Annotated in this window: 23 protein-coding genes and 2 tRNA genes; 8 read left to right on the top strand and 17 right to left on the bottom strand. The window is 54.5% G+C overall.

Features of this window, described 5'->3' with window-relative positions:
• Window positions 1–78: 78 nt before the first annotated feature.
• The 7 genes from oppF to S7A_RS09015 form a co-directional block, all read right to left on the bottom strand.
• Window positions 79–1,080, bottom strand: coding sequence for a murein tripeptide/oligopeptide ABC transporter ATP binding protein OppF (gene oppF, locus S7A_RS09045; RefSeq protein ID WP_009089913.1), 1,002 nt, complete (start codon window positions 1,078–1,080; stop codon window positions 79–81).
• Complete coding sequence (locus tag S7A_RS09040; protein WP_009089912.1) at window positions 1,077–2,090, bottom strand: ABC transporter ATP-binding protein; 1,014 nt, start codon at window positions 2,088–2,090, stop codon at window positions 1,077–1,079. Before S7A_RS09040 ends, oppF begins: the two co-directional genes overlap by 4 nt.
• A gap of 11 nt (window positions 2,091–2,101) precedes the next feature.
• The gene (gene oppC, locus S7A_RS09035) at window positions 2,102–3,010 is read right to left on the bottom strand and encodes an oligopeptide ABC transporter permease OppC (protein WP_009089911.1); all 909 of its coding nucleotides are present in this window, start codon (window positions 3,008–3,010) and stop codon (window positions 2,102–2,104) included.
• A gap of 14 nt (window positions 3,011–3,024) precedes the next feature.
• Window positions 3,025–3,945, bottom strand: coding sequence for an oligopeptide ABC transporter permease OppB (oppB, locus tag S7A_RS09030; protein WP_009089910.1), 921 nt, complete (start codon window positions 3,943–3,945; stop codon window positions 3,025–3,027).
• A 93-nt stretch (window positions 3,946–4,038) separates the two neighbouring features.
• Complete coding sequence (gene oppA, locus S7A_RS09025; protein ID WP_009089909.1) at window positions 4,039–5,679, bottom strand: oligopeptide ABC transporter substrate-binding protein OppA; 1,641 nt, start codon at window positions 5,677–5,679, stop codon at window positions 4,039–4,041.
• Between the two features lie 151 nt (window positions 5,680–5,830).
• Window positions 5,831–7,453, bottom strand: coding sequence for an ABC transporter substrate-binding protein (locus S7A_RS09020; RefSeq protein WP_009089908.1), 1,623 nt, complete (start codon window positions 7,451–7,453; stop codon window positions 5,831–5,833).
• A 582-nt stretch (window positions 7,454–8,035) separates the two neighbouring features.
• A complete protein-coding gene (locus tag S7A_RS09015; RefSeq protein ID WP_009089907.1) occupies window positions 8,036–8,683 on the bottom strand; it encodes a YchE family NAAT transporter in 648 nt (215 codons plus the stop codon).
• Between the two features lie 459 nt (window positions 8,684–9,142).
• Between S7A_RS09015 and adhE the strand changes: the two genes are divergently transcribed.
• Window positions 9,143–11,830, top strand: coding sequence for a bifunctional acetaldehyde-CoA/alcohol dehydrogenase (gene adhE / locus S7A_RS09010; RefSeq protein WP_009089906.1), 2,688 nt, complete (start codon window positions 9,143–9,145; stop codon window positions 11,828–11,830).
• Window positions 11,831–11,896: 66 nt separating this feature from the next.
• On the opposite strand, the gene tdk is transcribed toward adhE, so the two are convergent.
• Window positions 11,897–12,517 (bottom strand): thymidine kinase, encoded by a 621-nt coding sequence (gene tdk, locus S7A_RS09005; protein ID WP_009089905.1) that lies wholly within the window; start codon window positions 12,515–12,517, stop codon window positions 11,897–11,899.
• A 409-nt stretch (window positions 12,518–12,926) separates the two neighbouring features.
• Here tdk and hns point away from each other — a divergent pair, with 409 nt between their 5' ends.
• Window positions 12,927–13,334, top strand: a complete 408-nt coding sequence (gene hns, locus S7A_RS09000; RefSeq protein ID WP_009089904.1) for a histone-like nucleoid-structuring protein H-NS — start codon at window positions 12,927–12,929, stop codon at window positions 13,332–13,334.
• Window positions 13,335–13,408: 74 nt separating this feature from the next.
• Here hns and S7A_RS08995 read toward each other — a convergent pair whose 3' ends face one another.
• The 5 genes from S7A_RS08995 to rssA all read right to left on the bottom strand — a co-directional run bounded on the left by S7A_RS08995 (window position 13,409) and on the right by rssA (window position 18,916).
• Window positions 13,409–14,416 carry an NAD-dependent epimerase gene (locus S7A_RS08995; protein ID WP_009089903.1) on the bottom strand — a complete coding sequence of 336 codons (1,008 nt, stop codon included), beginning with the start codon at window positions 14,414–14,416 and terminating at the stop codon, window positions 13,409–13,411.
• A 14-nt stretch (window positions 14,417–14,430) separates the two neighbouring features.
• Window positions 14,431–15,771 carry a UDP-glucose/GDP-mannose dehydrogenase family protein gene (locus S7A_RS08990; protein WP_009089902.1) on the bottom strand — a complete coding sequence of 447 codons (1,341 nt, stop codon included), beginning with the start codon at window positions 15,769–15,771 and terminating at the stop codon, window positions 14,431–14,433.
• A gap of 22 nt (window positions 15,772–15,793) precedes the next feature.
• Complete coding sequence (gene galU / locus S7A_RS08985; protein WP_009089901.1) at window positions 15,794–16,702, bottom strand: UTP--glucose-1-phosphate uridylyltransferase GalU; 909 nt, start codon at window positions 16,700–16,702, stop codon at window positions 15,794–15,796.
• A 193-nt stretch (window positions 16,703–16,895) separates the two neighbouring features.
• On the bottom strand, window positions 16,896–17,912 hold the full coding sequence (gene rssB, locus S7A_RS08980; protein WP_009089900.1) for a two-component system response regulator RssB: 1,017 nt from the start codon (window positions 17,910–17,912) through the stop codon (window positions 16,896–16,898).
• A gap of 98 nt (window positions 17,913–18,010) precedes the next feature.
• On the bottom strand, window positions 18,011–18,916 hold the full coding sequence (gene rssA, locus S7A_RS08975) for a patatin-like phospholipase RssA (RefSeq protein WP_009089899.1): 906 nt from the start codon (window positions 18,914–18,916) through the stop codon (window positions 18,011–18,013).
• 96 nt (window positions 18,917–19,012) lie between these two features.
• Here rssA and S7A_RS20795 point away from each other — a divergent pair, with 96 nt between their 5' ends.
• The 4 genes from S7A_RS20795 (at window position 19,013) to S7A_RS08960 (ending at window position 20,724) form a co-directional block, all read left to right on the top strand.
• Window positions 19,013–19,468: a YchJ family protein gene (locus tag S7A_RS20795; RefSeq protein WP_009089898.1), complete on the top strand. Its 456-nt coding sequence runs from the start codon at window positions 19,013–19,015 to the stop codon at window positions 19,466–19,468.
• Window positions 19,469–19,524: 56 nt separating this feature from the next.
• A complete protein-coding gene (purU, locus tag S7A_RS08970) occupies window positions 19,525–20,373 on the top strand; it encodes a formyltetrahydrofolate deformylase (RefSeq protein ID WP_009089897.1) in 849 nt (282 codons plus the stop codon).
• 144 nt (window positions 20,374–20,517) lie between these two features.
• Window positions 20,518–20,602 (top strand) — tRNA-Tyr (locus S7A_RS08965).
• 37 nt (window positions 20,603–20,639) lie between these two features.
• Window positions 20,640–20,724: transfer RNA gene (locus tag S7A_RS08960), tRNA-Tyr, on the top strand.
• On the opposite strand, the gene S7A_RS20790 is transcribed toward S7A_RS08960, so the two are convergent.
• Complete coding sequence (locus S7A_RS20790) at window positions 20,686–20,880, bottom strand: hypothetical protein (RefSeq protein ID WP_141629812.1); 195 nt, start codon at window positions 20,878–20,880, stop codon at window positions 20,686–20,688. The genes S7A_RS08960 and S7A_RS20790 overlap by 39 nt on opposite strands.
• 32 nt (window positions 20,881–20,912) lie before the next feature.
• Here S7A_RS20790 and xthA point away from each other — a divergent pair, with 32 nt between their 5' ends.
• On the top strand, window positions 20,913–21,719 hold the full coding sequence (xthA, locus tag S7A_RS08955; RefSeq protein WP_009089896.1) for an exodeoxyribonuclease III: 807 nt from the start codon (window positions 20,913–20,915) through the stop codon (window positions 21,717–21,719).
• 33 nt (window positions 21,720–21,752) lie between these two features.
• Here xthA and S7A_RS08950 read toward each other — a convergent pair whose 3' ends face one another.
• The 3 genes from S7A_RS08950 to S7A_RS08940 all read right to left on the bottom strand — a co-directional run bounded on the left by S7A_RS08950 (window position 21,753) and on the right by S7A_RS08940 (window position 24,715).
• Complete coding sequence (locus S7A_RS08950) at window positions 21,753–22,061, bottom strand: YnjH family protein (protein WP_009089895.1); 309 nt, start codon at window positions 22,059–22,061, stop codon at window positions 21,753–21,755.
• Window positions 22,058–23,974, bottom strand: a complete 1,917-nt coding sequence (locus S7A_RS08945; RefSeq protein ID WP_009089894.1) for a DNA topoisomerase III — start codon at window positions 23,972–23,974, stop codon at window positions 22,058–22,060. The genes S7A_RS08950 and S7A_RS08945 overlap by 4 nt, the downstream gene beginning before the upstream one ends.
• Window positions 23,975–24,163: 189 nt before the next feature.
• Window positions 24,164–24,715 carry an NAD(P)H nitroreductase gene (locus S7A_RS08940; RefSeq protein ID WP_009089893.1) on the bottom strand — a complete coding sequence of 184 codons (552 nt, stop codon included), beginning with the start codon at window positions 24,713–24,715 and terminating at the stop codon, window positions 24,164–24,166.
• Between the two features lie 173 nt (window positions 24,716–24,888).
• Here S7A_RS08940 and sppA point away from each other — a divergent pair, with 173 nt between their 5' ends.
• Complete coding sequence (gene sppA / locus S7A_RS08935; RefSeq protein WP_009089892.1) at window positions 24,889–26,751, top strand: signal peptide peptidase SppA; 1,863 nt, start codon at window positions 24,889–24,891, stop codon at window positions 26,749–26,751.
• Window positions 26,752–26,830: the final 79 nt, after the last annotated feature.

Genomic DNA, 26,830 nt, shown 5'->3' with positions numbered 1-26,830 from the left:
GATGCGCGGTGACGTGAATGACGTCGTGGCGCAGCATCCCACAACAGAAAACGCCGGGCAATTGCCCGGCGTTTTGCTTCAGAGCGGGTCGACCTTGAGACAGGAGACCGCATGGTGGAAGCTGCCTTCCAGCAGCGGACGGGTTTTCGCACACTCCGGTCCGGCAATCGGACAGCGGGTGCGGAACACACAGCCTGACGGCGGATTGATCGGCGACGGCAGCTCCCCTTCCAGTAGCTGAATCTGCTTGTTCTTCTCCAGATCGGGATCGGGAATCGGCACGGCAGACATCAGCGCCCGGGTATAAGGGTGCTGCGGATTGCCATAGACCTCGCTGTAGGTGCCCAGCTCCACCGCATGTCCCAGATACATTACCAGCACGCGATCAGAGATATGTTTCACCACGGCCAGATCGTGCGCGATGAAGATCAGCGACAGTCCCATTTCACGCTGCAGCTGCTGCAGCAGATTCACTACCTGCGCCTGAATGGACACGTCGAGTGCCGACACCGGCTCATCACAGATAATGAGCTTTGGCTCCAGAATCAGCGCACGGGCGATGCCGATACGCTGGCACTGGCCACCCGAAAACTCATGCGGATAGCGGTTAATCAGGTTCGGCAGCAGGCCCACCTTCATCATCATATTTTTGACGCGGTCTTTCACTTCCTGACGCGCCATCTTCGGATGATAGGTGCGCAACGGCTCGGCAATGATATCGCCGATAGTCATACGCGGATTCAGAGAGGCCAGCGGGTCCTGGAAGATCATCTGAATGTCGCTGCGCGCCTTGCGCCACTCCTCTTCGCTCTGACCGAGCAGATCGCGGCCTAACCAGGCGACACGCCCTTCTGTGGCTTTGACCAGCCCGATAATGGCGCGTGCCAGCGTCGATTTGCCGCAGCCGGACTCGCCCACCACGCCCAGGGTCTCCCCTTCATAGAGACGCAGGCTGACCCCGTCCACGGCTTTCAGGGTCTTGGAAGGCTGCCAGAACCACTGTTTGCCATCTTTAATGTCGAAATGCACCTTCAGGTCGGCGATTTCCAGTAACACTTTCTTTTCAGCTACGGTGCTCATACTAACTCCTCCACCGGCTTAAAGCAGGCACGCAGACGGCCATCGCCAAACGGCTCCAGCGGCGGCGACTGGGTGCAGATATCCATCGCGTGCGGGCAGCGCGGCTGGAACGGACAGCCCTGCGGCAGACGCAGCAGATTGGGTGGATTCCCCGGAATGGTCGTGAGGCTCTCGCCCTCGGCATCCAGGCGTGGTACGGCATTGAGCAGGCCGATCGAATAAGGATGGGCGGGCTGATAAAAAACATCGCGGGCGCGGCCATACTCCATGGTGCGTCCGGCGTACATCACCAGCACTTTGTCGCAGATCCCCGCCACCACGCCGAGATCGTGGGTGATCATGATGATGGCGGTGTTGAACTCGCGCTTCAGGTCATTGAGCAGCGTCATGATCTGCGCCTGCACCGTCACATCCAGCGCCGTGGTCGGTTCATCGGCAATCAGCAGCTTTGGACGGCAGAGCAGCGCCATGGCGATCATCACGCGCTGGCGCATCCCACCGGAGAACTCATGCGGATACATTTTCATTCGCTTGCGCGCTTCCGGCATCTTCACCGCATCCAGCATTCTCACCGACTCTTCGAAAGCCTGTGCGCTGCTCATCCCCTTGTGCAGTTTCAGCACTTCCATCAGCTGCTCGCCGACCCGCATATAGGGATTGAGCGAGGTCATCGGGTCCTGAAAGATCATCGCGATCTGCTCAGCGCGCAGCCGGTTAAGCTGGCTTTCCGGCAGATTCAGGATCTCTTTGCCGTTGAACAGCGCAGAACCGCCAATGCGCCCGTTTTTCGCCAGCAGCCCCATCAGGGCAAAGGCGGTCTGTGACTTGCCGGAACCGGACTCACCGACAATGCCCAGCGTCTCCCCTGCGCGCAGCGAGAAGTTCAGATTGTTCACCGCGGTGACATCACCATCGTGCGTGCCAAAGGTGACGCGTAAATCTTTGACCGTAAGTAGCTGTTCGCTTCCCGCGCGGGCCGCCATCGCTGGCTGAAATTCATGAATAGTCATCGGGAAACTCCTTAACGATCTTTCGGGTCGAGGGCATCACGCAGGCCATCGCCGATAAAGTTGAAACAGAACAGCGTGACCACCAGGAAGCCCGCCGGGAACAGCAACAGCCACGGCGACACTTCCATAGAGTTGGCTCCGTCGCTCAGCAGTGCGCCCCAGCTGCTCAGAGGTTCCTGCGTGCCCAGACCCAGGAAGCTCAGGAAGGATTCAAACAGGATCATACTGGGCACCAGCAGTGAGGCGTAAACCACCACCACCCCCAGCACGTTGGGCACGATATGGCGTATCACAATTTTCCAGGTCGATACCCCACCTACATGAGCGGCTTCGATAAACTCTTTGCGCTTCAGGCTCAGCGTCTGGCCGCGCACAATACGCGCCATATCCAGCCACGAAACCATGCCGATGGCGGCAAAGATCAGCAGGATGTTACGACCAAAGAAGGTCACCAGCAGGATCACGAAGAACATGAACGGGAAGGAGTTGAGGATTTCCAGAACACGCATCATCGCCGAGTCGGTTTTGCCGCCCAGGTAACCGGCAATAGAGCCATACAGGGTACCGACCACCACGGCGATCAGGGCGGAGGCGACGCCGACCATCAGGGAGATCCGGCCGCCAATGGCCACACGCACCAGCAGGTCACGCCCCGACGAGTCGGTGCCGAACCAGTGACCGGAGGTGGTATCCGGCGGTGAAGACATCATCGCCCAGTCGGTATCGTCGTAGGTGAACTGCGCCACCATCGGCGCGATAATCACAAACAGCGTAATGACCAGCAGCACCAGCAGGCTGATCAGGGCTGCCCGGTTATGGATAAAACGACGACGCGCGTCCTGCCAGAGACTGCGCCCTTCTACTTCCAGCTTCTCACTGAACGCATCAAGAGCTTCGCTGTTTTTCTTACTTAACATCATGGCGAACTCCGCAATCAGTAACGAATTTTGGGATCGATAACGGCATAGAGCACGTCAACAATCGCGTTAAACAGGATGGTCAGCAGACCGACCAGAATCGTCAGGCTCATCACCAGCGAGTAGTCGCGGTTCAGTGCACCATTTACAAACAGCTGACCGATGCCCGGCAGACCGTAGATCGATTCGATCACCATCGAACCGGTGATGATGCCGACAAAGGCGGGTCCCATATAGGAGATGACCGGCAGCAGAGCCGGTTTCAGCGCATGACGCAGCACAATGCGGCGCAGCGGTAAGCCTTTGGCGCGAGCCGTGCGGATAAAGTTGGAGTGCATCACTTCAATCATCGATCCACGGGTGATACGGGCAATGCTGGCAATGTAGGCCAGTGAGAGTGCCACCATCGGCAGCAGCATGTAGTTCCACTGCCCGCCATTCCAGCCCCCGCCCGGCAGCCATTTCAGGCTGATCGCGAACAGCAGGACCAGCAGCGGCGCGACCACAAAGCTGGGTATCACCACGCCGGTCATTGCCACCCCCATTACCGCGAAGTCCCACAGTGTGTTCTGTTTCAGCGCGGCGATGACCCCAGCCGTGACGCCGAGCACGATCGCCAGCAGGAACGCGGCCAGACCCAGTTTTGCCGAAACCGGGAACGCGTGCGCGACCAGATAGTTAACCGAATAATCTTTGTATTTAAAGGATGGGCCGAAATCGCCGTGGGCCAGCTGGACCAGGTAATCGACATACTGCTTACCGATAGGATCGTTGAGGTGATATTTCGCCTCAATGTTGGCCATCACTTCCGGTGCCAGGGTGCGCTCGCCGGTAAAGGGGCTGCCGGGTGCCAGTCGCATCATAAAGAAGGAGATGGTAATCAGGACGAACAGCGTCGGAATCGCTTCAAGCAAGCGACGCAGGATGAATTTTAACATTGCCGTACCTACCAGGCTGTTGCTTCACAACATATAAAAAATAGTAAAAAGGCGGCGCGAGAGGCGCCGCCACTGCTGATAGCCTGAACGCTATTAGTGTTTAATGATGTAGAAGTCTTTAGACAGCGTTTTATCCAGCGGATCTTTACCGGTATAACCACCAACGTAAGGTTTCACCAGACGCGTATTCACGTAGTAGTAAACCGGTACGATGGTGCTGTCTTTATCCAGGATCTGCTCGGCCTGCTGATAGTCCGCTGCACGACCTTTAGCATCCGGCGCTTTAATCGCGTCACGCACCACTTTGTCAAACGCATCGCTCTTATAGTGCGAGGTGTTACTGCTGCTGTTAGAGAGCATGATGTTCAGGAAGGAAGTCGGTTCGTTGTAGTCCGCACACCAGGCCGCACGCGCCACATCGAAGTTACCCTGATGACGGGTGTCCAGGAAGGTTTTCCACTCCTGGTTTTCCAGCTTGATATTCACACCGATGTTTTTCTTCCAGATCGACGAGGCGGCAATCGCCAGCTTCTTGTGCAGATCGGAGGTGTTGTAAAGCAGGTTGAAGGTCAGCGGTTTATCCGCGGTGTAGCCCGCTTCAGCCAGCAGTTTTTTCGCTTCGGCGTTACGTTTATCCTGTGACCACTTGAACCAGTCTGGCGGCAGGATTTCCATACCGTCGGTGGCTGGCGGTGTGAAGCTGTAGGCCGGCTTCTGACCCTGCGCCAGCACTTTATTCACCATGATGTCACGGTCCAGACCCAGCTTCAGGGCGGCACGAACGCGCGGATCGGTAAATGGCGCTTTCTGGTTATTGATTTCGTAGTAGTAGGTGCAGAGATAAGGATCGACATGCAGCTCTTTACCATTTTCGCGCTGCAGCTTTTTGAACAGCTCGATCGGCAGGTTGTTATAGGTCATGTCGCTGCCGTTCTCGGAGAAGTAACGGTTGACGTCACTGACTTCAGAACTGATTGGCAGGTAGGTAACCTTGTTCAGCACGGTGTGCTCGTTGTCCCAGTAGTTCGGGTTACGCACCAGCGTGATACGTTCGTTGATGACGTGTGCGTCGAGCTTAAAGGCACCGTTGCCGACCCAGTTTTGCGGCTGAGTCCACTGTTCGCCGAACTTCTCAATCGCCGGTTTATAAACCGGTGACATCACGGAGTTGATCAGCAGCTTATCAAAATAGGGAACCGGCTCACTCAGGGTCACTTCCAGCGTGTGGTCATCAATCGCTTTCACGCCCAGATCGGTAATGGGCTTTTTACCTGCGATGATGTCATCAACGTTCAGGATATGACCATACTGAGGATAGCTGGCGTAGGGTGAAGCCGTTTTCGGGTCAACCAGACGCTGCCAGCTGTAGACGAAGTCCTGCGCGGTTACCGGCTCGCCGTTAGACCATTTGGCATTTTTACGCAGGTGGAAAGTCCACACTTTGAAATCTTTATTTTCATAGCTTTCCGCCACGCCCGGGATCGGTTTGCCGTTGCTGTCATTGACCAGCAGACCTTCATAGAGATCGCGCGCCACGTTGTCTTCCGGCACGCCCTCGATTTTGTGCGGGTCGAGCGACTGCACTTCATCGCCATTGCCGCGAACGAGTTCCTGTTTGGCTGCCAGCTCAACGCCTGCAGGCACGGTCGCCGCGAAAGCCGCATTCCCTGCCAGGGCACTTATTGCGGCGAAGACGCCCGCTGCAATCAGGCTTTTTTTCGTGATGTTGTTCATTATTACACTCCAGTTTTATTATCGTCACCGCAGCGCTGTTCTGCCGCGGCGTCCCCCGTTTCCGGGCTCCCTTAACCCGGGAGAGTGACCCCAAAAAATTGGTCTGTTTGCTGATGCGCTTCCCGTCTGTCTCGCCAGGATGGCGAGCAGATCAGTGTTTTTTAATAAAATAGTACTTCAGGTCTGTCATATCCTGCGGGTCTTTGCCCGTGAAACCGCCAACCCAGGGCTTCACCAGGCGCACACTGACGCGGTAGTAAACTGGCACAATGGGTGAGTCTTTGTCGAGTTGTGTTTCAGCCTGCTGATAGAGGCCCGCGCGCTGCGCCTCACTGCCCGCCGTCAGGCTCTTCGCCATCAGCTCGTCAAAGGCCGCACTGCTGTAAAAGGCGGTATTGATCGAGGCGTTGCTGATCAGCATGTTGAGAAAGGTTGAAGGCTCATTGTAATCGGCGCACCAGGTGGCTCGCACCACGTCATACTGGGCCTGATGGCGGGTCTCCAGCATCGTCTTCCACTCCTGATTCTGCAGGGTGACTTTTGCGCCGAGATTTTTCTGCCACATTGAAGCGGCCGCAATTGCCTGCCGTTTATTCTGATCGGAAGTGTTATAGAGCAGCGTGAAGGTCAGCGGATTGGCGGCGTTGAATCCCGCCTCTGCCAGCAGCTTTTTCGCCGCCTCATTGCGTTGCGCCTGCGTCCAGGTAAACCAGGCTGGCGGTGTCAGCTTGATACCGGCGGTAAAGGGCGGCGTCAGGCTGTAAGCCGGAATCTGTCCCTGCCCCATAATTTTTCTGGCAATCACCTCACGGTCGAGGGTCATCTTCAGGGCGGCGCGCACCCGTGGATCGGTGAACGGCGCTTTTTTGTTATTGATTTCGTAATAAAACGTGCAGAGCAGCGGACTGATCTTCACCTCATCGCCGAGATCCCTGCGCAGCTTGCCAAACATCTCCGGCGGCAGGGCGCTGTTGGTGATGTCCGTTCCGCCACTGCGGTAGCGGTTGATATCGCTGTTTTCAGAGGCGATGGGCAGGAAGGTCCCCTGCTCAATCACTGTGTGGGCATTGTCCCAGTAGTGAGGATTGCGCTTCAGAACAATTTTTTCATTCACTACCCAGTCGCTTAAGGTATAAGCACCGTTACCGATATAGTGGCCCGGCCGGGTCCAGGCGTCGCCCCACTCTTTGATAGCGGGTGCATAAACCGGCTTCAGCGCCGTGTGCGCCAGCATGGCTACCAGGTAAGGCACCGGTTCAGTCAGCGTAATCTGCAGCCGGTGGTCATCCAGCGCTTTCACGCCCAGCTGATCGGGAGACGCTTTACCAGCCAGAATCGCATCGATACCGGCAACATGAGCGGCCTGCAGATAGCTGGAGTAAGGCGACGCGGTGGCAGGGTCCACCAGCCGACGCCAGCTGTAGACAAAATCTGCGGCGGTCACCGGCTCACCATTGCTCCACTTAGCATCATCCCGCAGGTGGAAGATCCAGACGGTGGGCTGCGGATTCTCCCAGCTCAGGGCAACGCCGGGGACGACCTTACCGAAATTATCGGTGTTAACCAGACCGTCCAGCAGGTTGTGAATAATATTGGATTCCGGCACACCTTCGGTTTTATGGGGATCCAGCGAAGAGACTTCACTGCCATTGTTAATCACAATCTGTTGCTGCGCGGCCAGCGTCGTTCCGGGGGGAACCGTGGCGGCATAAGCCGGCGTAAACGCTATTAACAGTGCGGCGAGAGTCAGCCGCTGTTGCTGCACATTCATCATCCCAGTCATCCGAAACGCCAACCTTTTTTAAGTATCCCGACAGGCTTAAGCAAAAAGCGTTCTCACTTTGCACTTTCGGAGAAAAAAATTCACGCTGGGCCAGAAATTATCAGAAGCCATCAGAGGGCGCCAAAGTAAAATAGCTAAAATGTTAACTAATTCTCTTTTATCACGAGTTGTCACGCAGCGGAAGTGTTAATTTTCGACCTGAAAATATCATATCGATATGAAAAATAGGCGTTTTAGTCGGAAACCCTGTGCAGACGTGCTTTGCATCATGAATACGCACGGTTTTTGGCACTTATCTTCCAAAGTCGGCATCTGGCGTGAGAAAAATCCAGCCTGATGGCTCTCAGGCGGACGTTTGTGAGGGAGGGAAGAAACAGGACAGAAGAATATGGTGTGAAAATCGTGACATTATTTCGCTGACAAAAGTCTGTGAACCGGCCAGCAGTAATGAAATTTATAATCGGCTGAAACTTTTAAGCGTGACGAATAATTGCATTGTAATGGTGCAATAAAACCGTCGATTGCACCATTACGGATCAGTTTTCCACTTCGCTGCCTGAAATAAGTGAGGCGTTAGTTGAGCAGTCCGGGAAATATAGACTTCAGGCCGGTGACAACAAACTCAATACCCAGGGCCATCAGTAACAGTCCCATGATACGGGTAATCACGTTAATGCCGGTCTGTCCCAGTATCCGCACCATTAAAGGCGCGGCCCGAAACAGCAGCCAGCAACATAAGGCAAAAATGGCAATCGCCAGCGTAAAGCCCAGTAGGTTAAGCCAGCTGTGATAGCGGGTGCTCCAGACAATCGTCGAACTGATGGCACCCGGACCGGCCATCAGGGGCAGCGCCAGGGGCACTACGCCAACGCTTTCACGAATGGCCGTTTCTGACTTTTCCTGCTTGTTCTGCTTATCCTCGCCCAGCTTGCCACTGATCATCGACATCGCAATAGTCACGACCAGAATCCCGCCCGCAATGCGGAACGAGTCAATCGAGATGCCAAACACCCGCAGAATCGCATCGCCGAGGAACAGCGAGGTCCAGAGGATAATAGCCACCGCCAGGTTGGCGGTTAAATTCGTTTTATTGCGTTCAGCTGCCGCCTGATAGCGGGTCATACTGATGAACACCGGAATAATGCCGACCGGATTAACCAGCGCGAACAGCCCGACAAAGAATTTTATATAGCCTGAAAGATCTAACAGTGCAGGGTTCACGACATGGCTCCGTAACGCAGGGGGGAAATCGCGCCTAATGTAAGTGAAAAGCGGCACAGACGCCAGATGCCTGCGCCGCTATTTATGCCACTTAAGATGGAACCCATAGCGGATTCCCCCAGCGTTCCGAATGAGACTGGATTTTGTCGCTATGGCAAGCCGGCTTACATGGTGCAAACAGATTCGAAACAAGGTGGCGCAAAAAGCCCGGCTGAAAGGTGTCAGCTTGGGGTTAAATTGATCTGTATCAAAATTACCCTACCCCAAACCAGGTAATCTTTTCGTAACGGAAGTATTAGCAGTCTCAATGAAAATATGGCGGACTGCCTGACAAGACTCTTTTAGTAAACAGTTGAAAATCCATGCATTCCGGGCCAATCGGACGCGTTATGACAGCGTGGCTATACTCAGGACGCAGGATTGTTTACTAAAAAAGTTTAACTTCCTCAGGAGAACACCATGGCCGTTACGAATGTCGCTGAACTCAATGCACTGGTTGAACGTGTAAAAAAAGCCCAGCGTGAATATGCCAATTTTTCTCAACAGCAGGTCGACGCCATTTTCCGTGCCGCCGCCCTCGCCGCCGCAGACGCTCGTATTCCTCTCGCCAGAATGGCCGTTGCCGAATCCGGCATGGGCATTGTCGAAGACAAAGTCATTAAAAACCATTTTGCGTCAGAATATATCTACAACGCCTATAAAGATGAAAAGACCTGCGGTGTGTTAGCCACCGATGACACCTTCGGCACCATCACTATCGCCGAACCTATTGGTCTGATTTGCGGCATTGTGCCGACGACTAACCCCACCTCTACCGCCATCTTTAAAGCGTTAATCAGCCTGAAAACCCGCAACGGTATTATCTTCTCGCCACACCCCCGCGCCAAAGATGCCACCAACAAAGCGGCAGACATCGTGCTGCAGGCTGCCATTGCAGCCGGTGCGCCAAAAGATATTATCGGCTGGATCGATGCCCCCTCCGTTGAGCTGTCAAACCAGCTGATGCACCACCCTGACATTAACCTGATCCTCGCGACTGGCGGTCCGGGCATGGTGAAAGCGGCCTACAGCTCCGGTAAACCCGCCATCGGCGTCGGTGCCGGTAATACGCCAGTGGTGATTGATGAAACCGCCGACCTGAAACGGGCCGTCGCCTCGATTCTGATGTCCAAAACCTTCGATAACGGGGTGATCTGCGCCTCGGAACAGTCGGTCATCGTGGTTGATGCGGTCTACGACGCAGTGCGTGAGCGTTTTGCCAGCCACGGCGGTTACCTGCTGCAGGGCGCAGAGCTGAGCGCGGTACAGAATATTATTCTGAAAAACGGCGGTCTGAACGCCGCCATCGTCGGCCAGCCCGCGTTCAAAATTGCGGAGATGGCAGGCATCAGCGTGCCACCCAGCACCAAAATCCTGATTGGCGAAGTAAAACTGGTGGACGAATCTGAACCCTTTGCCCATGAAAAACTTTCGCCAACCCTGGCGATGTACCGGGCGAAAGATTTCAACGACGCGGTAGATAAAGCAGAAAAACTGGTCGCCATGGGCGGTATCGGCCACACCTCGTGTCTCTATACCGACCAGGATAACCAGACCGAGCGTGTGCACTACTTTGGCGACAGGATGAAAACCGCGCGTATTCTGATCAATACGCCCGCTTCTCAGGGCGGTATCGGTGACCTCTACAACTTCAAACTGGCACCCTCTCTGACGCTGGGTTGTGGTTCCTGGGGCGGCAACTCGATTTCAGAGAACGTCGGTCCGAAACACCTTATCAACACCAAAACTGTCGCCAAGCGAGCTGAGAATATGTTGTGGCATAAACTTCCTAAATCTATCTACTTCCGTCGCGGTTCCCTGCCCATTGCGCTGGAAGAGGTAGCAACGGACGGCGCGAAACGCGCCTTTATCGTGACTGACCGCTTCCTGTTCAATAACGGTTATGCCGATCAGGTCACCCGCGTTCTGAAATCACACGGTATTGAAACGGAAGTCTTCTTTGAAGTTGAAGCCGATCCGACGCTGAGCATTGTGCGTAAAGGTGCCGAGCAGATGAACAGCTTTAAACCGGACGTAATCATCGCGCTGGGTGGCGGCTCTCCGATGGACGCAGCGAAAATCATGTGGGTGATGTATGAACATCCGGAAACCCACTTTGAAGAGCTGGCGCTGCGCTTCATGGATATCCGTAAACGTATCTACAAGTTCCCGAAAATGGGCGTCAAGGCGCGCATGGTGGCCATCACCACCACATCCGGCACCGGTTCAGAAGTGACACCGTTTGCCGTCGTCACCGATGATGCGACAGGCCAGAAATATCCTCTCGCTGACTATGCGCTGACCCCGGATATGGCGATTGTCGATGCCAACCTGGTGATGGAAATGCCCCGCTCACTCTGTGCCTTCGGCGGCCTGGATGCGGTTACCCATGCGCTGGAAGCCTATGTGTCTGTGCTGGCGAATGAATACTCAGACGGCCAGGCACTGCAGGCACTGAAACTGCTGAAAGAGAACCTGCCCGCCAGCTACGCGGAAGGTGCCAGAAATCCGGTGGCGCGCGAACGTGTTCACAATGCGGCCACTATCGCCGGTATCGCCTTTGCCAACGCCTTCCTTGGGGTCTGTCACTCCATGGCGCATAAGCTGGGTTCAGAGTTCCATATTCCGCATGGTCTGGCTAACGCCTTGTTAATCTCGAACGTCATCCGCTACAACGCAAATGACAACCCGACCAAGCAGACCGCGTTCAGCCAGTATGACCGCCCACAGGCGCGCCGTCGCTACGCGGAGGTTGCTGACCACCTGGGCCTGAGCGCCCCTGGCGACCGCACCGCGCAGAAAATTGAGAAGCTGCTGGCCTGGCTAGATGAGATTAAAACTGAGCTCGGCATTCCGACCTCTATCCGTGAAGCCGGCGTACAGGAAGCGGACTTCCTGGCCAAAGTCGACAAGCTGGCCGATGATGCGTTTGATGATCAGTGTACCGGCGCAAACCCACGCTATCCGCTGATTGCCGAGCTGAAACAGATTATGCTCGACACCTACTACGGCCGTGAGTTTGTCGAACCTTTCTCAAGCGTTGCCGAAGCGGTCGCTGAACAGCCGGTAAAAGAAGTTAAAGCGGAGAAGAAAGCGAAGAAAGTCTGATAGTACCGTTCTGATAACCTGATAAAAAAACCCGCCGCGGCGGGTTTTTTACTGGCTAAAAGCATGTCAGATGACCGGCGTATGTGCGCCGTGAATCGCCTGCAGCGAGCCCTGCTCTATGGCCTGTTTATAGTGCTTACGGCAGACCGAGATGTAGCGTTCATTCCCTCCGATGACTACCTGCTCACCTTCACTGAAAGGCTTCCCTTCGCTGTCCAGTCGCAGCACCATGCTGGCCTTGCGGCCACAGTGACAGATGGTTTTGAGTTCGACCAGCTTATCGGCCCATGCCAGCAGATACTGACTGCCAACAAAGAGTTCACCGCGAAAATCGGTACGCAGGCCATAGCAGAGCACCGGAATATCAAGATCGTCGACTACATCAGAAAGCGCTTTGACCTGCTCACGGGTGAGAAACTGGCTCTCATCGACCAGCACGCAGTGAATAGGCTGTGCGGCATGTTCCGCCGCAATGTCGCTGAACAGCGCGGTATCGGCATTATAGAGCAAGGCTGGTGACGAGAGTCCGATACGGGAGCTTACCTGACCGGCACCAAAACGGTTGTCGATTTCGGCAGTGTAGACCAGCGAGCGCATGCCCCGCTCCTGATAGTTATAGGAGGATTGTAACAGTGCGGTCGATTTCCCTGCGTTCATCGCAGAGTAATAGAAATAGAGTTGGGCCATAGGAGCGTATCTTCATCAGGACTGAACAGAATGGTGCGCATATTATCACAAAGCACAGCCCATGCGTTGCTGCTGAGAGAGGGAGAATGCCTGACAGATAGCCGGAATTTTCATCAGGAACCGTTTCCAGTGCCGATGGGCTCTGTCGCAGAGTGAAATAGGTTTTTCTTATTTTAACCGCAATTAAAGAGATGACATTATTTACAGCAAGTAAAATACATTAAATTTATTTCATAACGACAGAGGGGAGGTTATTTCTTCCGGCCATCGCTTTGATTTTTTATGATCAACATTATTTTTTAATTTTCATTTTATTCGCTGAAGAAATACGTTTGTGATTGAAGTTATTTAATGTCACCACTACTATTAGCGGGCAACACAACTTCTCCCTTATTCAGAGACCAGGACAATGAGCGAAGCACTAAAAGTTCTTAATAATATTCGTACGCTGCGCGCCCAGGCCAGAGAGTATTCCATTGAAACACTGGAAGAGATGCTGGAAAAACTGGACGTAGTGGTAAAAGAACGTCGCGAAGAAGAGTCGCATTTCCAGGCTGAAAATGAAGAGCGCGCGCGCAAACTGAATCAGTATCGTGAAATGCTGCTGGCTGATGGTATTGACCCTTCTGAGCTGGTCAGCATGCTGACTGAAACACGCGCGACAGCAAAAAGCAAACGTTCGGTGCGTCCGGCTAAATATGGTTATACCGATGAAAAAGGTGAGTCAAAGACCTGGACCGGTCAGGGCCGCACGCCAGCCATAATTAAAAAAGCGCTGGAAGAAGAGGGTAAAAAGCTGGACGATTTTTTACTGTAACGGCGCGTTATTTTGCTGCCCGACGGGCAGCCTGAGGTGGAATAAAAAAAGGAAGCGTACGCTTCCTTTTTTATTCAGACGCGATAGAAATCACGATACCAGTCAACGAAGCGCTTTACGCCCTCCTCCACACTGGTCTGAGGTTTAAAACCAATCGCCTTAAACAGAGCTTCGGTGTCGGCACTGGTTTCCAGCACATCACCGGGCTGCATCGGCATCAGATTTTTCTTCGCGGTCATCCCCAGTGCTTTTTCAATCGCCTCAATATAGCTCATCAGCGTTACCGGCTGACTGTTACCGATATTATAAACACGATACGGTGCTGAACTGGTTGCTGGCGATCCCGATTCAACCGTCCAGTGATCGTCCTGCTGCGGAATCACATCCTGCAGACGCACAATCGCTTCAGCAATGTCATCAATATAGGTAAAGTCGCGCTTCATCTGGCCCTGGTTATAGACATCAATCGCCTCACCGGCAATCATTGCGCGGGTGAATTTAAAGAGGGCCATATCCGGACGGCCCCACGGCCCATAGACGGTGAAGAAGCGTAATCCAGTGGTCGGCAGCTGATAAAGGTGCGAGTAAGTATGAGACATTAACTCGTTCGCTTTCTTCGTGGCTGCATATAAAGAGACAGGATGATCCACACTGTCGTCCGTTGAGAATGGCATCTTACGATTCAGGCCATAAACGGAACTCGACGACGCGTAGAGCAGATGTTCAATTTTATGATGACGGCAGCCTTCAAGAATATTGAGGTGACCTGTCAGATTGGAATCTGCATAAGCATGGGGATTTTCGATGGAGTAGCGGACGCCAGCCTGCGCGCCAAGATGAATAACGCGCTGAAAATTATACTGCCCGAACAGTGACGCTATCGCGTCACGGTCGGCCAGATCCCGCTCGATAAAAGTAAAGCCAGGTTCAGCATTAATTAAATCGAGACGGGCACGCTTGAGATTTACGTCGTAATAATCATTCAGGTTGTCGATACCGACAACCTGGTGACCGGCGGCCAGCAGACGCTGACTGACATGAAAACCAATAAAGCCTGCGGCGCCGGTGACCAGAAAGTTCATAAATCCCTCGTTAATTATGCAGTTTGAATAGACGCTCCGCGGCCGATTGCATAATAAACGAAACCGCGTTTGCTGATACGCTCTGGATCATACAGGTTACGACCATCAAAAATCACGGCTTCTTTCAGCGCATTTTTGATAACGTCGAAGTCTGGCGCACGGAAGTTCTGCCACTCCGTACAGATGACCAGACCGTCTGCGCCCTGCAGTGCCGCTTCTTTGGTTCCCATCAGCTTAAGATCGCTGCGGTGACCGTAGATACGCTGCGCTTCATCCATTGCTTCCGGGTCAAACGCCTGAACAGATGCGCCTGCTTCCCACAGCGTTTCCATCAGCACACGGCTGGAGGCTTCACGCATGTCGTCAGTGTTCGGCTTGAATGACAGGCCCCAGAGAGCAAACGTCTTGCCCTTCAGATCGTCGCCAAAGTGGCGTTTAATGAAGGTTGGCAGCTTGTTTTTCTGGTTGTCATTGACATCTTCCACGGCCTGCAACAGACGTGGCTGATAGCCAATAGACTCCGCTGTACGGATTAACGCCTGCACATCTTTCGGGAAGCAGGAGCCACCGTAGCCACAGCCAGGATAGATGAAGTGGTAGCCGATACGGGGATCGGAACCGATGCCCTGGCGTACTTTTTCAATATCCGCGCCTAAACGTTCAGCCAGGTTGGACATCTCATTCATAAAGCTGATTTTGGTCGCCAGCATGCAGTTTGCTGCATACTTGGTCAGCTCTGCGCTGCGGATATCCATCATGATCATGCGATCGTGGTTGCGGTTAAACGGCTCATAAAGCTCGCGTAACAGCTCGACCACCTCATCGTTGTCGGTACCGACAACGATGCGCTCAGGACGCATGCAGTCATTCACTGCCGCACCTTCTTTCAGGAATTCCGGGTTCGACACCACATCAAAGGTGATGTTGGCGTCACGCGATTTCAGCGTTTCCGCCATCACCGCACGAACTTTATCTGCTGTGCCAACCGGTACGGTTGATTTGTCGATAACCACTTTGTGATCGTTCATATGCTGCGCAATGGTGCGCGCTACGGCGGTCACATATTTCAGATCGGCAGAGCCGTCTTCATCCGGTGGTGTACCTACTGCAATAAACTGCATAACACCATGGTTTACGCCCTGTGCAGCATCAGTGCTGAACTTCAGACGACCCGCTTCGTAATTGGACATTACCAGCGGGGTTAAACCTGGTTCGAAAATAGGAATGATGCCTTTTTTCAGATTTTCGACTTTGTTTGCGTCGACATCAATGCAGAGAACGTCATGTCCGACTTCGGCTAACACCGCAGCCTGAACCAGACCGACATAGCCGATACCAAATACAGTGACTTTCATCGAGTTATCCTGTGTTTATAAATTACTTTTTGTTGCCAACTGCGCTATCGAGCCATTCAGAGAAATCTTTGCCCAATACCGGATGACGAACACCGTACTCAACGAAAGCCTGCATGTAGCCCAGTTTGTTACCACAGTCATGGCTTACGCCTTTCAGGTGATAAGCTTCAACGGTCTCTTTTTCCATCAGCATGGCGATAGAGTCGGTCAGCTGAACTTCGCCGCCCGCACCCGGAGGCGTCTTCGCCAGCAGAGGCCAGATGTCTGCAGACAGAACATAACGACCTACGACCGCCAGGTTGGATGGCGCTTCGGTAGCTTTTGGTTTCTCAACCACACCCACCATCGGTGCGCTGTCGCCTGGGTTCAGTTCTGCGCCCTGGCAATCGACAACACCGTAAGCGGTTACATCGGCAACCGGCTCAACCATAATCTGGCTGCGGCCTGACTCTTCATAACGGGTCAGCATCTCGGCCAGGTTATCTTTGGTTGGGTTAGATTCGTATTCGTCGATGATGACGTCTGGCAGGATAACGGCAAACGGCTCGTTACCGATCAGTGGGTGTGCACACATCACTGCGTGGCCCAGGCCTTTCGCGATACCCTGACGAACCTGCATGATGGTCACGTGCGGCGGGCAGATTGACTGGATTTCATCCAGCAGCTGACGCTTAACACGTTTTTCCAGCATAGATTCCAGTTCGAAGCTGGTATCAAAATGGTTTTCGATGGCATTTTTAGATGAATGCGTAACCAGCACAATCTCGTTGATGCCTGCAGCGATACACTCGTTAACGACATACTGGATTAACGGCTTATCAACCAGCGGTAACATCTCTTTTGGAATCGCTTTGGTGGCCGGGAGCATACGCGTACCCAAACCCGCGACCGGGATTACCGCTTTTTTTACTTTGGTATTATTGGCAGACATTAAGTTACCTCTCTCATAGGCCGTTCAAGTTAATACTTGATATGTCGGTTTAAAATCGAAAATGAGTATATCAGTTAGTATCGAACGGATTTATCCTGGAAGGCATCAATCCGTCGAAATTAAGACTATTACCCAACTGTAAAGCTAAGTTCTGGCCCTGTCCTCAGCGCCAGAATCATTCCATTTTTGCCGTTTATTCTTCTGCTGACAGCATCAGCCGAATGCGACCACCCGCGCCCCAGACGTGGCACTGCCAGTTGTCTGCGCGCTGACTGATTTGATTGAGGTGGGTGCTACCCATAGTGCCAAGGGGAACACCATTACTGAGCTGAATCTGATGGGTATCAACGTGAAGCGTGGCATTTAATCCGGCCGAGACCAGGATCAGATTTTTCAGACCACGATGATAGTAGCCCACCAGCAGAGGGAACTGGCCGCTGAGGTTCGCCTGGCGCAGCAGCAGATTGACCTGTCTGAGCAGCCCGTTAAGTTCCGGCAGACGCTGTTTTTGCCCGGAGAGCTGCTCCTGAAGCAGGCCGTTAAACAGCGCACGCAGCAGCAGAGCGGCCAGCACGCCATTATCACCCGCACGGGTGACGTCCAGACAGTAGAAGGCCAGGTCCTTTTCAGAGAGCGCCGCAATGTCGAGCACCAGGCCCGGCTGTTCGGCCATCGTCAGCTGACGATAGTTGACCCGGCAGTTGGCGACGGTCTGTTGCACCGGCGGCTGGAGTTGTTTGAGCAGTTTGGCGGCCGCTTTCGGGTCGCGGACCAGGGCGTCCCAGTCCTGGAACAGCTGCTCATCCTCTTCCACCTTCGAGGTGAACATGGAGGGATAGAGACATTCATAGACCGCTTCGCGGAAGCGTTCCAGATTTTTCAGTGGCTTAAGCAGCACATCCTGCACGCCAAGGCGCAGCACATGTGCGATGTCAGACATATTTTCTGTCGCTGAGATAATCAAAATCGGCACAACGTTACCGCGGGTACGAATGTGCTCAACAAACTGAATGCCGCTCATACGGGGCATTTCGAGATCGCTGATGATCAGGTCGACAGTATGCTGTTGTAGTTGTGCAATTGCTTCCAGTCCATCTTCCGCTTTTAACGTTACAGCACCCATCGATAACAAAAATTGGTCCAGCAACGAACGGAAAACAGCCTCATCTTCGACAATGAGTATCTTTTTGCCGAGTAGTGGTTTTTCCATTCTTTCCCCCTGCCTGCCAGATAATTCAATAGTGGTTCATAAAACGCAGTTGCGCCTTCAGAATTGCGTAAAGTCACCGTTTTGAATGAACAACCTGATTATCTGCCACGGACCAGTGGTAACAGTTCATCCATTTTCTTTTCCACGGCGGCCCTGCCTGCCTCAATGGCCTCTTCAGCCCGATGAAAGTCCAGCGTTGAAATCTGCGGACAGACCGGCTGTATTAAAACATCGGGTGGATCGCCTGCCATACGGTTGCGCTTCAGGCGATTTTCCAGCACCTGGATAGAGGTTGACATAATCTCCATCGCACCCGGTGACTGAGACGCACGGCGCTGGGTGAAACTCACCAGTCGCTGACGCAGCTTTCCACCCCAACTCAATGCCGCTGCAGCGGCTTCTTCTTCACTATTTTTAGGCGTAACGGAAAACAGATCCTGCTGCATTAAATGCGCGTCATGCTGCAGGTCAACCGCAATCACAATGTCTGCACCCAGCGCGCGGGTCAGTGAGATCGGCACCGGATTGACAACGGCACCATCCACCAGCCAATACCCATTGTAGCCCACCGGCGGTAATAAACCTGGCATACTGCAGGAAGCGCGAACCGCCTGGTGCAGATCGCCCTCCGTCAGCCAGAGCTCCCGCCCCGTGCTAAGATTGGTGGCCACCACGCCGAAAGGTTTACTGCACTGCTCTATCGCATCATTGGGGATCAGCTGACGCACATGGTTAAAGACCCGCTCACCGCGCAGCAGTCCGCCCCGTTGCCAGGAGACATCCATCAGACGAATCACATCCCAGTAGCGAAACGCACTGACCCACTTTTCCATCAGCGGCAGCCGGTTATTCACATAGGCTGACCCGACTAGCGCGCCGACAGAGCAACCCGCCACGACGTCGATCCCGATACCCGCACGCTCCAGTGCGTTGATCACGCCAATGTGCGCCCATCCTTTCGCTGCGCCGGCCCCCAGCGCCAATCCTATTTTTACCTTTCTCATTTGTATCTGGTCCTGCCGTCAATACGTAGCGTCACAGCGTGGGGTCAGCTAACATAGCGCGCTTATGAAACCGACTCATCATTTTCGGGAGCTAATGTGTCAGAAACCTGCCCATGTTGTAGCGGACAGCAGTATAGCGTATGTTGCGAGCCCTTTCTGCAGGGTAACCAGATTCCTGTTACGGCTGAACAACTTATGCGCTCCCGCTATTGTGCCTATGTTAAGCACAATGCCGAATATCTGGTCGCGACCTGGCATCCTGACAAACGTCATCCGGAGATGTCAGGGCTTTTATCTGAAAGTTTTTCCGGTACCGAGTGGCTTAGTCTGAATGTAACCCGTTGTAATCATGGAAGCCATGATAATGAAGCGTTAGTGACTTTTTTTGCGCGATACCGCGAGAAAACGAACATTCATGCCATTCATGAGTGTTCCCGCTTTCTTCGCGAGGATCAACGCTGGTACTATGTTGACGGTTCCGTGCCGCCCGTTGGGCGCAACGATCGTTGCCCGTGCGGCAGTGATAAGAAATACAAAAAATGTTGTGGTTGAGCTGAAGGCTGAGCCCGCAGTTTAACCCCTAATGCTTTGACAGGACTCTGATTGAGATGCAAGCGCAAACCATGCAAAGAAAAGTTTTACGAACCATTTGTCCCGATGCAAAAGGTCTGATCGCCAAAATCACCAATATTTGTTACAAGCACGAACTCAATATCGTGCAGAACAATGAGTTTGTTGATCATCGCACCGGGCGTTTTTTCATGCGTACCGAGCTGGAAGGCATCTTCAACGACAACACCCTGCTGGCCGATCTCGACAGCGCCCTGCCCCAGGGGTCAGTGCGTGAACTGCACAGCGCCGGTCGCCGTCGCGTGGTGATTCTGGTCACCAAAGAGGCGCACTGCCTGGGCGACCTGTTAATGAAGAGCGCGTTTGGCGGTCTGGATATGGAGATTGCCGCAGTCATTGGTAACCATGACACGCTGCGTTCGCTGGTTGAGCGGTTTGATATTCCTTTCGTTCTGGTGAGTCACGAGGGACTGACGCGGGAAGAGCACGATAACCGCATGGTGGAAGAGATTGACCGCTATCAGCCCGATTATGTGGTGCTGGCGAAATATATGCGCGTTCTGACCCCTGCCTTTGTGCAGCGCTTCCCGAACCAGATTATTAACATTCACCACTCTTTCCTGCCTGCCTTTATCGGTGCCCGGCCTTATCATCAGGCCTACGAGCGTGGCGTGAAAATCATTGGTGCCACCGCGCACTACGTGAATGACAATCTCGATGAAGGCCCGATCATCATGCAGGATGTGATTAATGTCGATCACAGTTATACCGCTGACGAGATGATGCGTGCGGGTCGTGACGTCGAAAAAAACGTACTGAGCAACGCCCTCTATAAAGTGCTGGGGCAGCGCGTCTTCGTTTACGGCAACCGTACGATTATTCTTTAATCAGCCAGCGCGCTGAATTGACTGCGGATTCAGCGCTACGCGTAAAAAGTGGGCAAACAGTTCCTGTTTTGCCAGTGGGCGCTTTACACCCTTATCGCATTTGGTATGATGCGCCCCGCTTTGAGAGTGAAAGATTCAGGCCATGGTGGGATTCCCGAGCGGCCAAAGGGAGCAGACTGTAAATCTGCCGTCACAGACTTCGAAGGTTCGAATCCTTCTCCCACCACCATCTGAATCTGAATACGCCTCAAGCCAGCATTATCCCCGGTGGGATTCCCGAGCGGCCAAAGGGAGCAGACTGTAAATCTGCCGTCACAGACTTCGAAGGTTCGAATCCTTCTCCCACCACCATCCTGCATTCAGCACATTTCCCCAAATCGATACATCAGCTTCCTGTTCTGCGGGGAGAGGGATGAGAACCCCCTGCTGACAGAGCACCTCCACGTTTTTCAAACGTTCTGCCCCCTCTTCTGCCATGACTTTTTCAGTAAAAATCGCTACCATCACCGCCTCTCATTTTCTGAACCATGGTTGACCTCATGAAATTTGTTTCATTCAACATCAATGGGTTGCGCGCCCGACCTCATCAGCTTCAGGCGCTGGTTGAACAGCATCAGCCCGATGTCATTGGCTTACAGGAAACCAAAGTCCATGACGAAATGTTCCCGCTGGAAGAGGTCTCAAAGCTGGGTTATCACGTTTTCTATCACGGTCAGAAAGGCCACTACGGCGTGGCACTGCTCACCAGAATGCAGCCGGTTTCAGTGAGCCGGGGCTTTCCGGGAGAGGATGAAGAGGCACAGCGCCGGTTGATCATGGCGGAAATTCCCAGCCCGATCGGCGACATCACGGTCATTAACGGCTATTTCCCGCAGGGTGAAAGCCGCGACCATCCCACCAAGTTTCCGGCAAAAGAGAAGTTCTATCGCGACCTGCAGCGTCTGCTGACCGAAGATCTGCCTGCCGATAAACCGGTTCTGATCATGGGTGACATGAACATCAGCAGCACCGATCGGGATATTGGAATTGGCGAGGATAGCCGCAAGCGCTGGCTGCGAACCGGTAAATGCTCCTTCCTGCCGGAAGAGCGCGAGTGGATGGATCGGCTGCTGGGCTGGGGCCTGGTTGATACCTGGCGTGAACATAACCCGGAGGTCGCCGATCGCTTCTCCTGGTTTGATTACCGTTCAAAAGGTTTCGATGATAATCGCGGCCTGCGCATCGATCTGGTGCTGGCAAGCAAAAATCTGGCAGCACACTGCGTTGAGACCGGCATTGATTATGAGATCCGTGGCATGGAAAAGCCCTCTGATCACGCTCCCATCTGGTCGCTGTTCCGCTTTTAACTGATGGTCGCGTGGCAGAGCGTCACGCGACACTTATTTCACTATCTTCCAGATCAGGTTGTTGGTGCCGATGGAGTGTTCATCCCGGGCGCACTGCAGCAGCACCCCTTCCGACTTCACCACCGCGCCTTCACTGTAGTTACGGTTTTCAAAAATACAGCAGCGCAGGCAGTCTGGCTGACGTCGCTCTGCCTGCGTCCAGGCTTCCGGCGGCATATCCACTACCACATCGGTGTTCACACCGTTATTACCGGGTGGCATCGACTGATAGCGACCGTTGGCCTGAACTGCGCTGGTTGCCAGCGACAGGGCCAGCACCATCAATACTGAGTAACGCCTCATTCCGTCTCCTTCACTTTACGTCTGGTTTTGCGCACCGGACGCTTCTGTCCGGTGGAGGGTAATCCCCGAAAGGCATGTGCCGCAGGCTGCTGTCGCGCCTGGTGGATCAGACCGGTTAAGGTCTGGACCAGGGGTTGCATAAACTCCTCATAACGACAGGCCTTTTCGCTGATACGGGTCAGTGTCGACTCCCACTGCGCCGTCATATCCGGGCGGGCAGCCAGATCGGGCAACGAGTGAATCAGGGCACGTCCGGCCTCGGTCGCGTTGATATATCGCCCTTTCTTCACCAGGAAACCACGACGAAACAGCAGTTCAATAATGCCAGCCCGCGTCGCTTCCGTTCCTAAACCATCGGTCGCACGCAGCACTTTCTTTAATTCTTTATCCTGAACGAACCGGGCAATCCCGGTCATCGCAGAGAGAAGCGTGGCATCGGTGAACGGACGCGGCGGCTGGGTTTGCTTCGCCAGCACCTCGCCGCGCTCGCACAACAGCGTATCCCCTTTCGCCACCACCGGCAGCGGCATGCCGTCATTCTCCTCGTCACGCTCTTTGCTGCCCAGCAGTGCACGCCAGCCCGCCTCCGCCAGGAAACGCGCTTTCGCAACAAATTTTCCTCCGGCAATTTCGAGGTCGATGACGCACTTACGGAACACCGCATCCGGGCAGAACTGCATCAGATACTGGCGCGCCACCAGCTCATAAATATGCTGCTCGTTTTCCGTAAGCTTTACCGCGCCGGCGCGGGCCGTCGGAATAATGGCGTGGTGGGCGTCCACCTTTTTATCATCCCAGCAGCGGTTGCGCCGATCCGCATCGAAATCAGCGGGCGGGGTCAGCTGTGACTGATGCGCCTGAATCGCCTTAAGTACTGCATGACGCCCGGCAAAATGCTCTTCGGGCAGATAGCGGCTGTCCGAACGGGGATAGGTAATCAGCTTGTGGGTTTCATACAGCCGCTGACAGGTATCCAGTACCGTCTGCGCACTCAGCCCGTAACGTTTTGCCGCCTCAATCTGCAGGCTGGAGAGGGAGAATGGCAGTGGTGCCCCCTCATTTTCCCGTTTATCGCTGTAGGCCGTGACCGTCGCTGGCTGACCGGTAATCCGGGCTACCACATGATCTGCCAGGGCGCGTCTGAGCAGACGGCCCTCTTCATCCTGCCACGGCTCACAGGCTTCGCTGGGGATCCAGCTGGCTACAAACCGGGTGCCATCAGGCGTGACGATATGGGCTTTAACTTCGAAATACTCTTTCGGCAGGAAGTTTTCAATCTCTTCATCACGCCGTACCACCAGCCCGAGCACCGGGGTCTGCACCCGGCCAACCGACAGCACGCCATCATAGCCTGCATTTCGCCCCAGCAGTGTCCAGGCGCGGGTCATGTTAATGCCATAGAGCCAGTCTGCCCGGGCGCGAGCCAGCGCCGAAACACACAGCGGAATAAATTCGCGATTCTCACGCAGACGGTTGACCGCCCGATCCACCGCCTGCGGATTGAGATCGTTGATCAGGCAGCGCTGCACTTTGCTGCGTTTTTCCGCGGGCAGTTTCAGATAGTCGAGCACTTCATCGACCAGCAGCTGACCTTCGCGATCCGGGTCACCGGCATGCACCACTTCTGTCGCCTGTGCCAGCAGTCCCTCGACCACCTTCAGCTGTTTCGCGACCGACGGGCGCGGTTGCAGCTGCCATTTTTCGGGAATAATCGGCAGGTCCGCCAGCGACCAGCGTGCATAGCGGCTGTCATAAGTGTCGGGCTGCGCCTGCTCCAGCAGGTGCCCTACGCACCAGGTGACAATCTGATCGTTGCCGCAGGCAATAAATCCATCACCCCGTCGATGCGGTTTCGGCAGTACATCGGCAATCGCACGTCCCAGGCTCGGTTTTTCCGCAATAAACAAACGCATTGAATCAGCTATTCCTTAACATCAGGGAAACGGAGAGTAACCGGCTCGGCTGTCGGTGTAAATTCAGGGCTATGTTAGCCTGGCAGGCCTGCTGGCGTAAGCATGACGCGCAGTGTTAGCGATCGTTCGCACAGGAACCGTGCAAAAAGCAGGGCCGAGAACGCCCTGCTTCCAGCTGAAAAAAGAGGATCAGAAATAACGCACGAAAGGCGTGGTGTCAGGCGGGAGAACCGTGGTGCTTGATTTCAGTTGTGGCGTGCCAAGATAGAGGAAGCCGACAATGGCATCCTGCTCCCGGCAGCCAAATGCCTGCCGCACCTGCTCGTCATCGGTCCAGGGACCGCTGCGCCAGATGCCGTTGTAACCCTGCGCGACGGCGGCCATCTGCATTGCCATGACTGCACAGCTGGCTGAGGCAATCTGCTCCCAGCGCGGCACTTTATGATGCTCCTCGCAGTGGGCCACCACCGTGATGATCATCGGAGCGCGAAACGGCGACTGACTTGCTTTGTTAATCGCCTTTTCATCCAGCTGTTTTTCCCGTGCCGCCCGCTCCAGCAGCTGGCTCATCCGGTCGCGCCCCTCCTTTTCCACAATGACGAACCGCCAGGGTTGCAGGGTGCCATGATCCGGGGCGCGCATGCCCGCCCGCAGGATATTTTCAAGGATCTCACCCGCCGGGGCAGGTTCACTCAGGCGTGAGGCCGAACGACGATTTACCAGTAATTCAAGGGCGTCCATGTTTGTCTCCCGATCTCTGTATTGTTGCCTTCATCCTGGCACAGCCAGATTTTTTGTAACAGTGCGCGGTGATTTCCTGCTGACTTTTAACACGGCGCTCTTTAGGATGAGCTCGTCGGGGAAGCCGGGGCCGCGCGGCGGCCACTTCCTGCTACATATTTATGGAGAGTCTGATGCGCACATTGTGGCGAATAATCGCAGGTCTGTTCCGCTGGAGCTGGCGGGTATTAAATTTTATCAGGGAATTCATTCTGAATATTTTCCTGATTTTGTTGATTGTGGTAGGTGTAGGGATCTGGCTGCAGGTCAGTGGCTCAGGCAGCAGCTCAGCCCCCATTCAGCAGGGTGCACTGAAAGTCGATCTCAGCGGTGTGCTGGTCGATAAACCCTCAGTGAGCAACCGCCTCAGCAAAATTGGCCGTCAGTTACTGGGCGCCAGCAGCGACCGTTTGCAGGAAAACTCCCTGTTTGATGTGGTCGATGCCATTCGTCAGGCGAAAGATGACAGCAACATCAAAGGGATGGTGCTCGATTTACGTGAGTTTGCGGGCGGCGATCAGCCGTCACTGCAATATGTGGGTAAAGCGCTGCGGGAATTTCGTGACAGCGGCAAGCCGATTTATGCTCTGGGCGACAGCTACAGCCAGGCGCAGTATTACCTTGCCAGCTACGCCACCAGAATCTATCTCTCACCGCAGGGCACCGTGGATCTGCACGGTTTCGCCACCAACGGGCTTTATTACAAAACCCTGCTGGAGAAGCTGAAAGTGACCTCGCACGTTTTCCGCGTCGGCACCTACAAATCGGCGGTCGAACCTTTCCTGCGTGATGATATGTCCCCTGCTGCCCGTGACGCAGACAGCCGCTGGATTGGTCAGCTGTGGCAGAACTACCTGAACACCGTGTCGGCGAATCGTCAGATTACGCCGGAACAGCTGTTCCCGGGTGCGGCGGCGATTATTGCCGGGTTGAATGCAGTCAAAGGCGACACCGCGCAATATGCGCTGGATAACAAGCTGGTCGATGTTCTGGACTCGCGCGCGGCGGCCGATCAGGAGCTGGTAAAAACCTTTGGTCTGGATAAGCAGACGAACGATTACCGCAGCGTCAGCATCTATGACTACAGCGTGAAGTCCGCCTCAGCACAGCAGGATGGCAACATCGCCGTGGTGCTGGCCAGCGGTGCCATCATGGATGGTGAAGAGACGCCGGGCAACGTCGGTGGCGACACCACGGCGGCGCAGATCCGTGATGCGCGTCTCGATCCCAAAATCAAAGCGATTATTCTGCGGGTGAACAGCCCGGGCGGCAGCGTCACCGCCTCTGAAGCGATTCGCGAAGAGCTGGCGGCGGCGCAGGCAGCGGGCAAACCGATTGTGGTTTCGATGGGCGGTATGGCCGCATCCGGCGGCTACTGGATCTCAACGCCTGCCAGTTATATCGTGGCGAACCCCAGCACGCTCACCGGCTCGATTGGCATCTTCGGGGTCATCAATACCCTGGAAAACAGCCTGGATAGCATCGGGGTTCACACCGATGGTGTCGCAACCTCGCCGCTGGCGGATATTTCCACCACCAAGGCACTGCCTGCTGAAGTGCAGCAGCTGATGCAGCTGACCATCGAAAATGGCTACCGCAACTTCGTTGGCCTGGTGGCGAAGTCCCGCCATAAAACGCCGGAACAGATCGATGCGATTGCCCAGGGCCACGTCTGGACCGGCAGCGATGCGAAAGCCAATGGTCTGGTGGATGCGCTGGGTGACTTTGACGATGCGGTGAAGAAAGCGGGTGAGCTGGCCAAAGTCAGCAAGCCGCAGCTGAGCTGGTATCAGGATGAGCCGGGCTTCCTGGATCTGATCCTGGGTCAGATGAATGCCTCAGTGCAGGCCGTGCTGCCTGCCACGCTTAAGGCCTGGCTGCCCGCCCCCATGCTGGATGTGATGAGTGCGATGAAAGCCCAGCCGGGTCTGCTGGACCATCTCAACGATCCGCAGAACCGTTACGCATTCTGCCTCAACTGCGGCGAAGTGCGATAAACCTCGCAGCCCGGCCGCTGGTCGGGCTGCTTTTCCCCGCTATTCCCCTTATACTGCGCGTTTTACGGCAAGTCTGAGT

It is taken from the genome of Pantoea sp. Sc1 (genome assembly GCF_000255315.1).
Lineage (GTDB): Bacteria > Pseudomonadota > Gammaproteobacteria > Enterobacterales > Enterobacteriaceae > Pantoea > Pantoea anthophila.
Note: the sequence above shows the minus strand (reverse complement) of the source record. Positions and strands in the feature narration are given on the sequence as shown.

What these genes read in the sequence shown, in the direction of transcription:
- oppF (WP_009089913.1), bottom strand. Translation starts at nt 1,080, where the DNA reads ATGAGCACCGTAGCTGAAAAGAAAGTGTTACTGGAAATCGCCGACCTG.
- S7A_RS09040 (WP_009089912.1), bottom strand. Translation starts at nt 2,090, where the DNA reads ATGACTATTCATGAATTTCAGCCAGCGATGGCGGCCCGCGCGGGAAGC.
- oppC (WP_009089911.1), bottom strand. Translation starts at nt 3,010, where the DNA reads ATGATGTTAAGTAAGAAAAACAGCGAAGCTCTTGATGCGTTCAGTGAG.
- oppB (WP_009089910.1), bottom strand. Translation starts at nt 3,945, where the DNA reads ATGTTAAAATTCATCCTGCGTCGCTTGCTTGAAGCGATTCCGACGCTG.
- oppA (WP_009089909.1), bottom strand. Translation starts at nt 5,679, where the DNA reads ATGAACAACATCACGAAAAAAAGCCTGATTGCAGCGGGCGTCTTCGCC.
- S7A_RS09020 (WP_009089908.1), bottom strand. Translation starts at nt 7,453, where the DNA reads ATGATGAATGTGCAGCAACAGCGGCTGACTCTCGCCGCACTGTTAATA.
- adhE (WP_009089906.1), top strand. Translation starts at nt 9,143, where the DNA reads ATGGCCGTTACGAATGTCGCTGAACTCAATGCACTGGTTGAACGTGTA.
- tdk (WP_009089905.1), bottom strand. Translation starts at nt 12,517, where the DNA reads ATGGCCCAACTCTATTTCTATTACTCTGCGATGAACGCAGGGAAATCG.
- hns (WP_009089904.1), top strand. Translation starts at nt 12,927, where the DNA reads ATGAGCGAAGCACTAAAAGTTCTTAATAATATTCGTACGCTGCGCGCC.
- S7A_RS08995 (WP_009089903.1), bottom strand. Translation starts at nt 14,416, where the DNA reads ATGAACTTTCTGGTCACCGGCGCCGCAGGCTTTATTGGTTTTCATGTC.
- S7A_RS08990 (WP_009089902.1), bottom strand. Translation starts at nt 15,771, where the DNA reads ATGAAAGTCACTGTATTTGGTATCGGCTATGTCGGTCTGGTTCAGGCT.
- galU (WP_009089901.1), bottom strand. Translation starts at nt 16,702, where the DNA reads ATGTCTGCCAATAATACCAAAGTAAAAAAAGCGGTAATCCCGGTCGCG.
- rssB (WP_009089900.1), bottom strand. Translation starts at nt 17,912, where the DNA reads ATGGAAAAACCACTACTCGGCAAAAAGATACTCATTGTCGAAGATGAG.
- rssA (WP_009089899.1), bottom strand. Translation starts at nt 18,916, where the DNA reads ATGAGAAAGGTAAAAATAGGATTGGCGCTGGGGGCCGGCGCAGCGAAA.
- purU (WP_009089897.1), top strand. Translation starts at nt 19,525, where the DNA reads ATGCAAGCGCAAACCATGCAAAGAAAAGTTTTACGAACCATTTGTCCC.
- xthA (WP_009089896.1), top strand. Translation starts at nt 20,913, where the DNA reads ATGAAATTTGTTTCATTCAACATCAATGGGTTGCGCGCCCGACCTCAT.
- S7A_RS08950 (WP_009089895.1), bottom strand. Translation starts at nt 22,061, where the DNA reads ATGAGGCGTTACTCAGTATTGATGGTGCTGGCCCTGTCGCTGGCAACC.
- S7A_RS08945 (WP_009089894.1), bottom strand. Translation starts at nt 23,974, where the DNA reads ATGCGTTTGTTTATTGCGGAAAAACCGAGCCTGGGACGTGCGATTGCC.
- S7A_RS08940 (WP_009089893.1), bottom strand. Translation starts at nt 24,715, where the DNA reads ATGGACGCCCTTGAATTACTGGTAAATCGTCGTTCGGCCTCACGCCTG.
- sppA (WP_009089892.1), top strand. Translation starts at nt 24,889, where the DNA reads ATGCGCACATTGTGGCGAATAATCGCAGGTCTGTTCCGCTGGAGCTGG.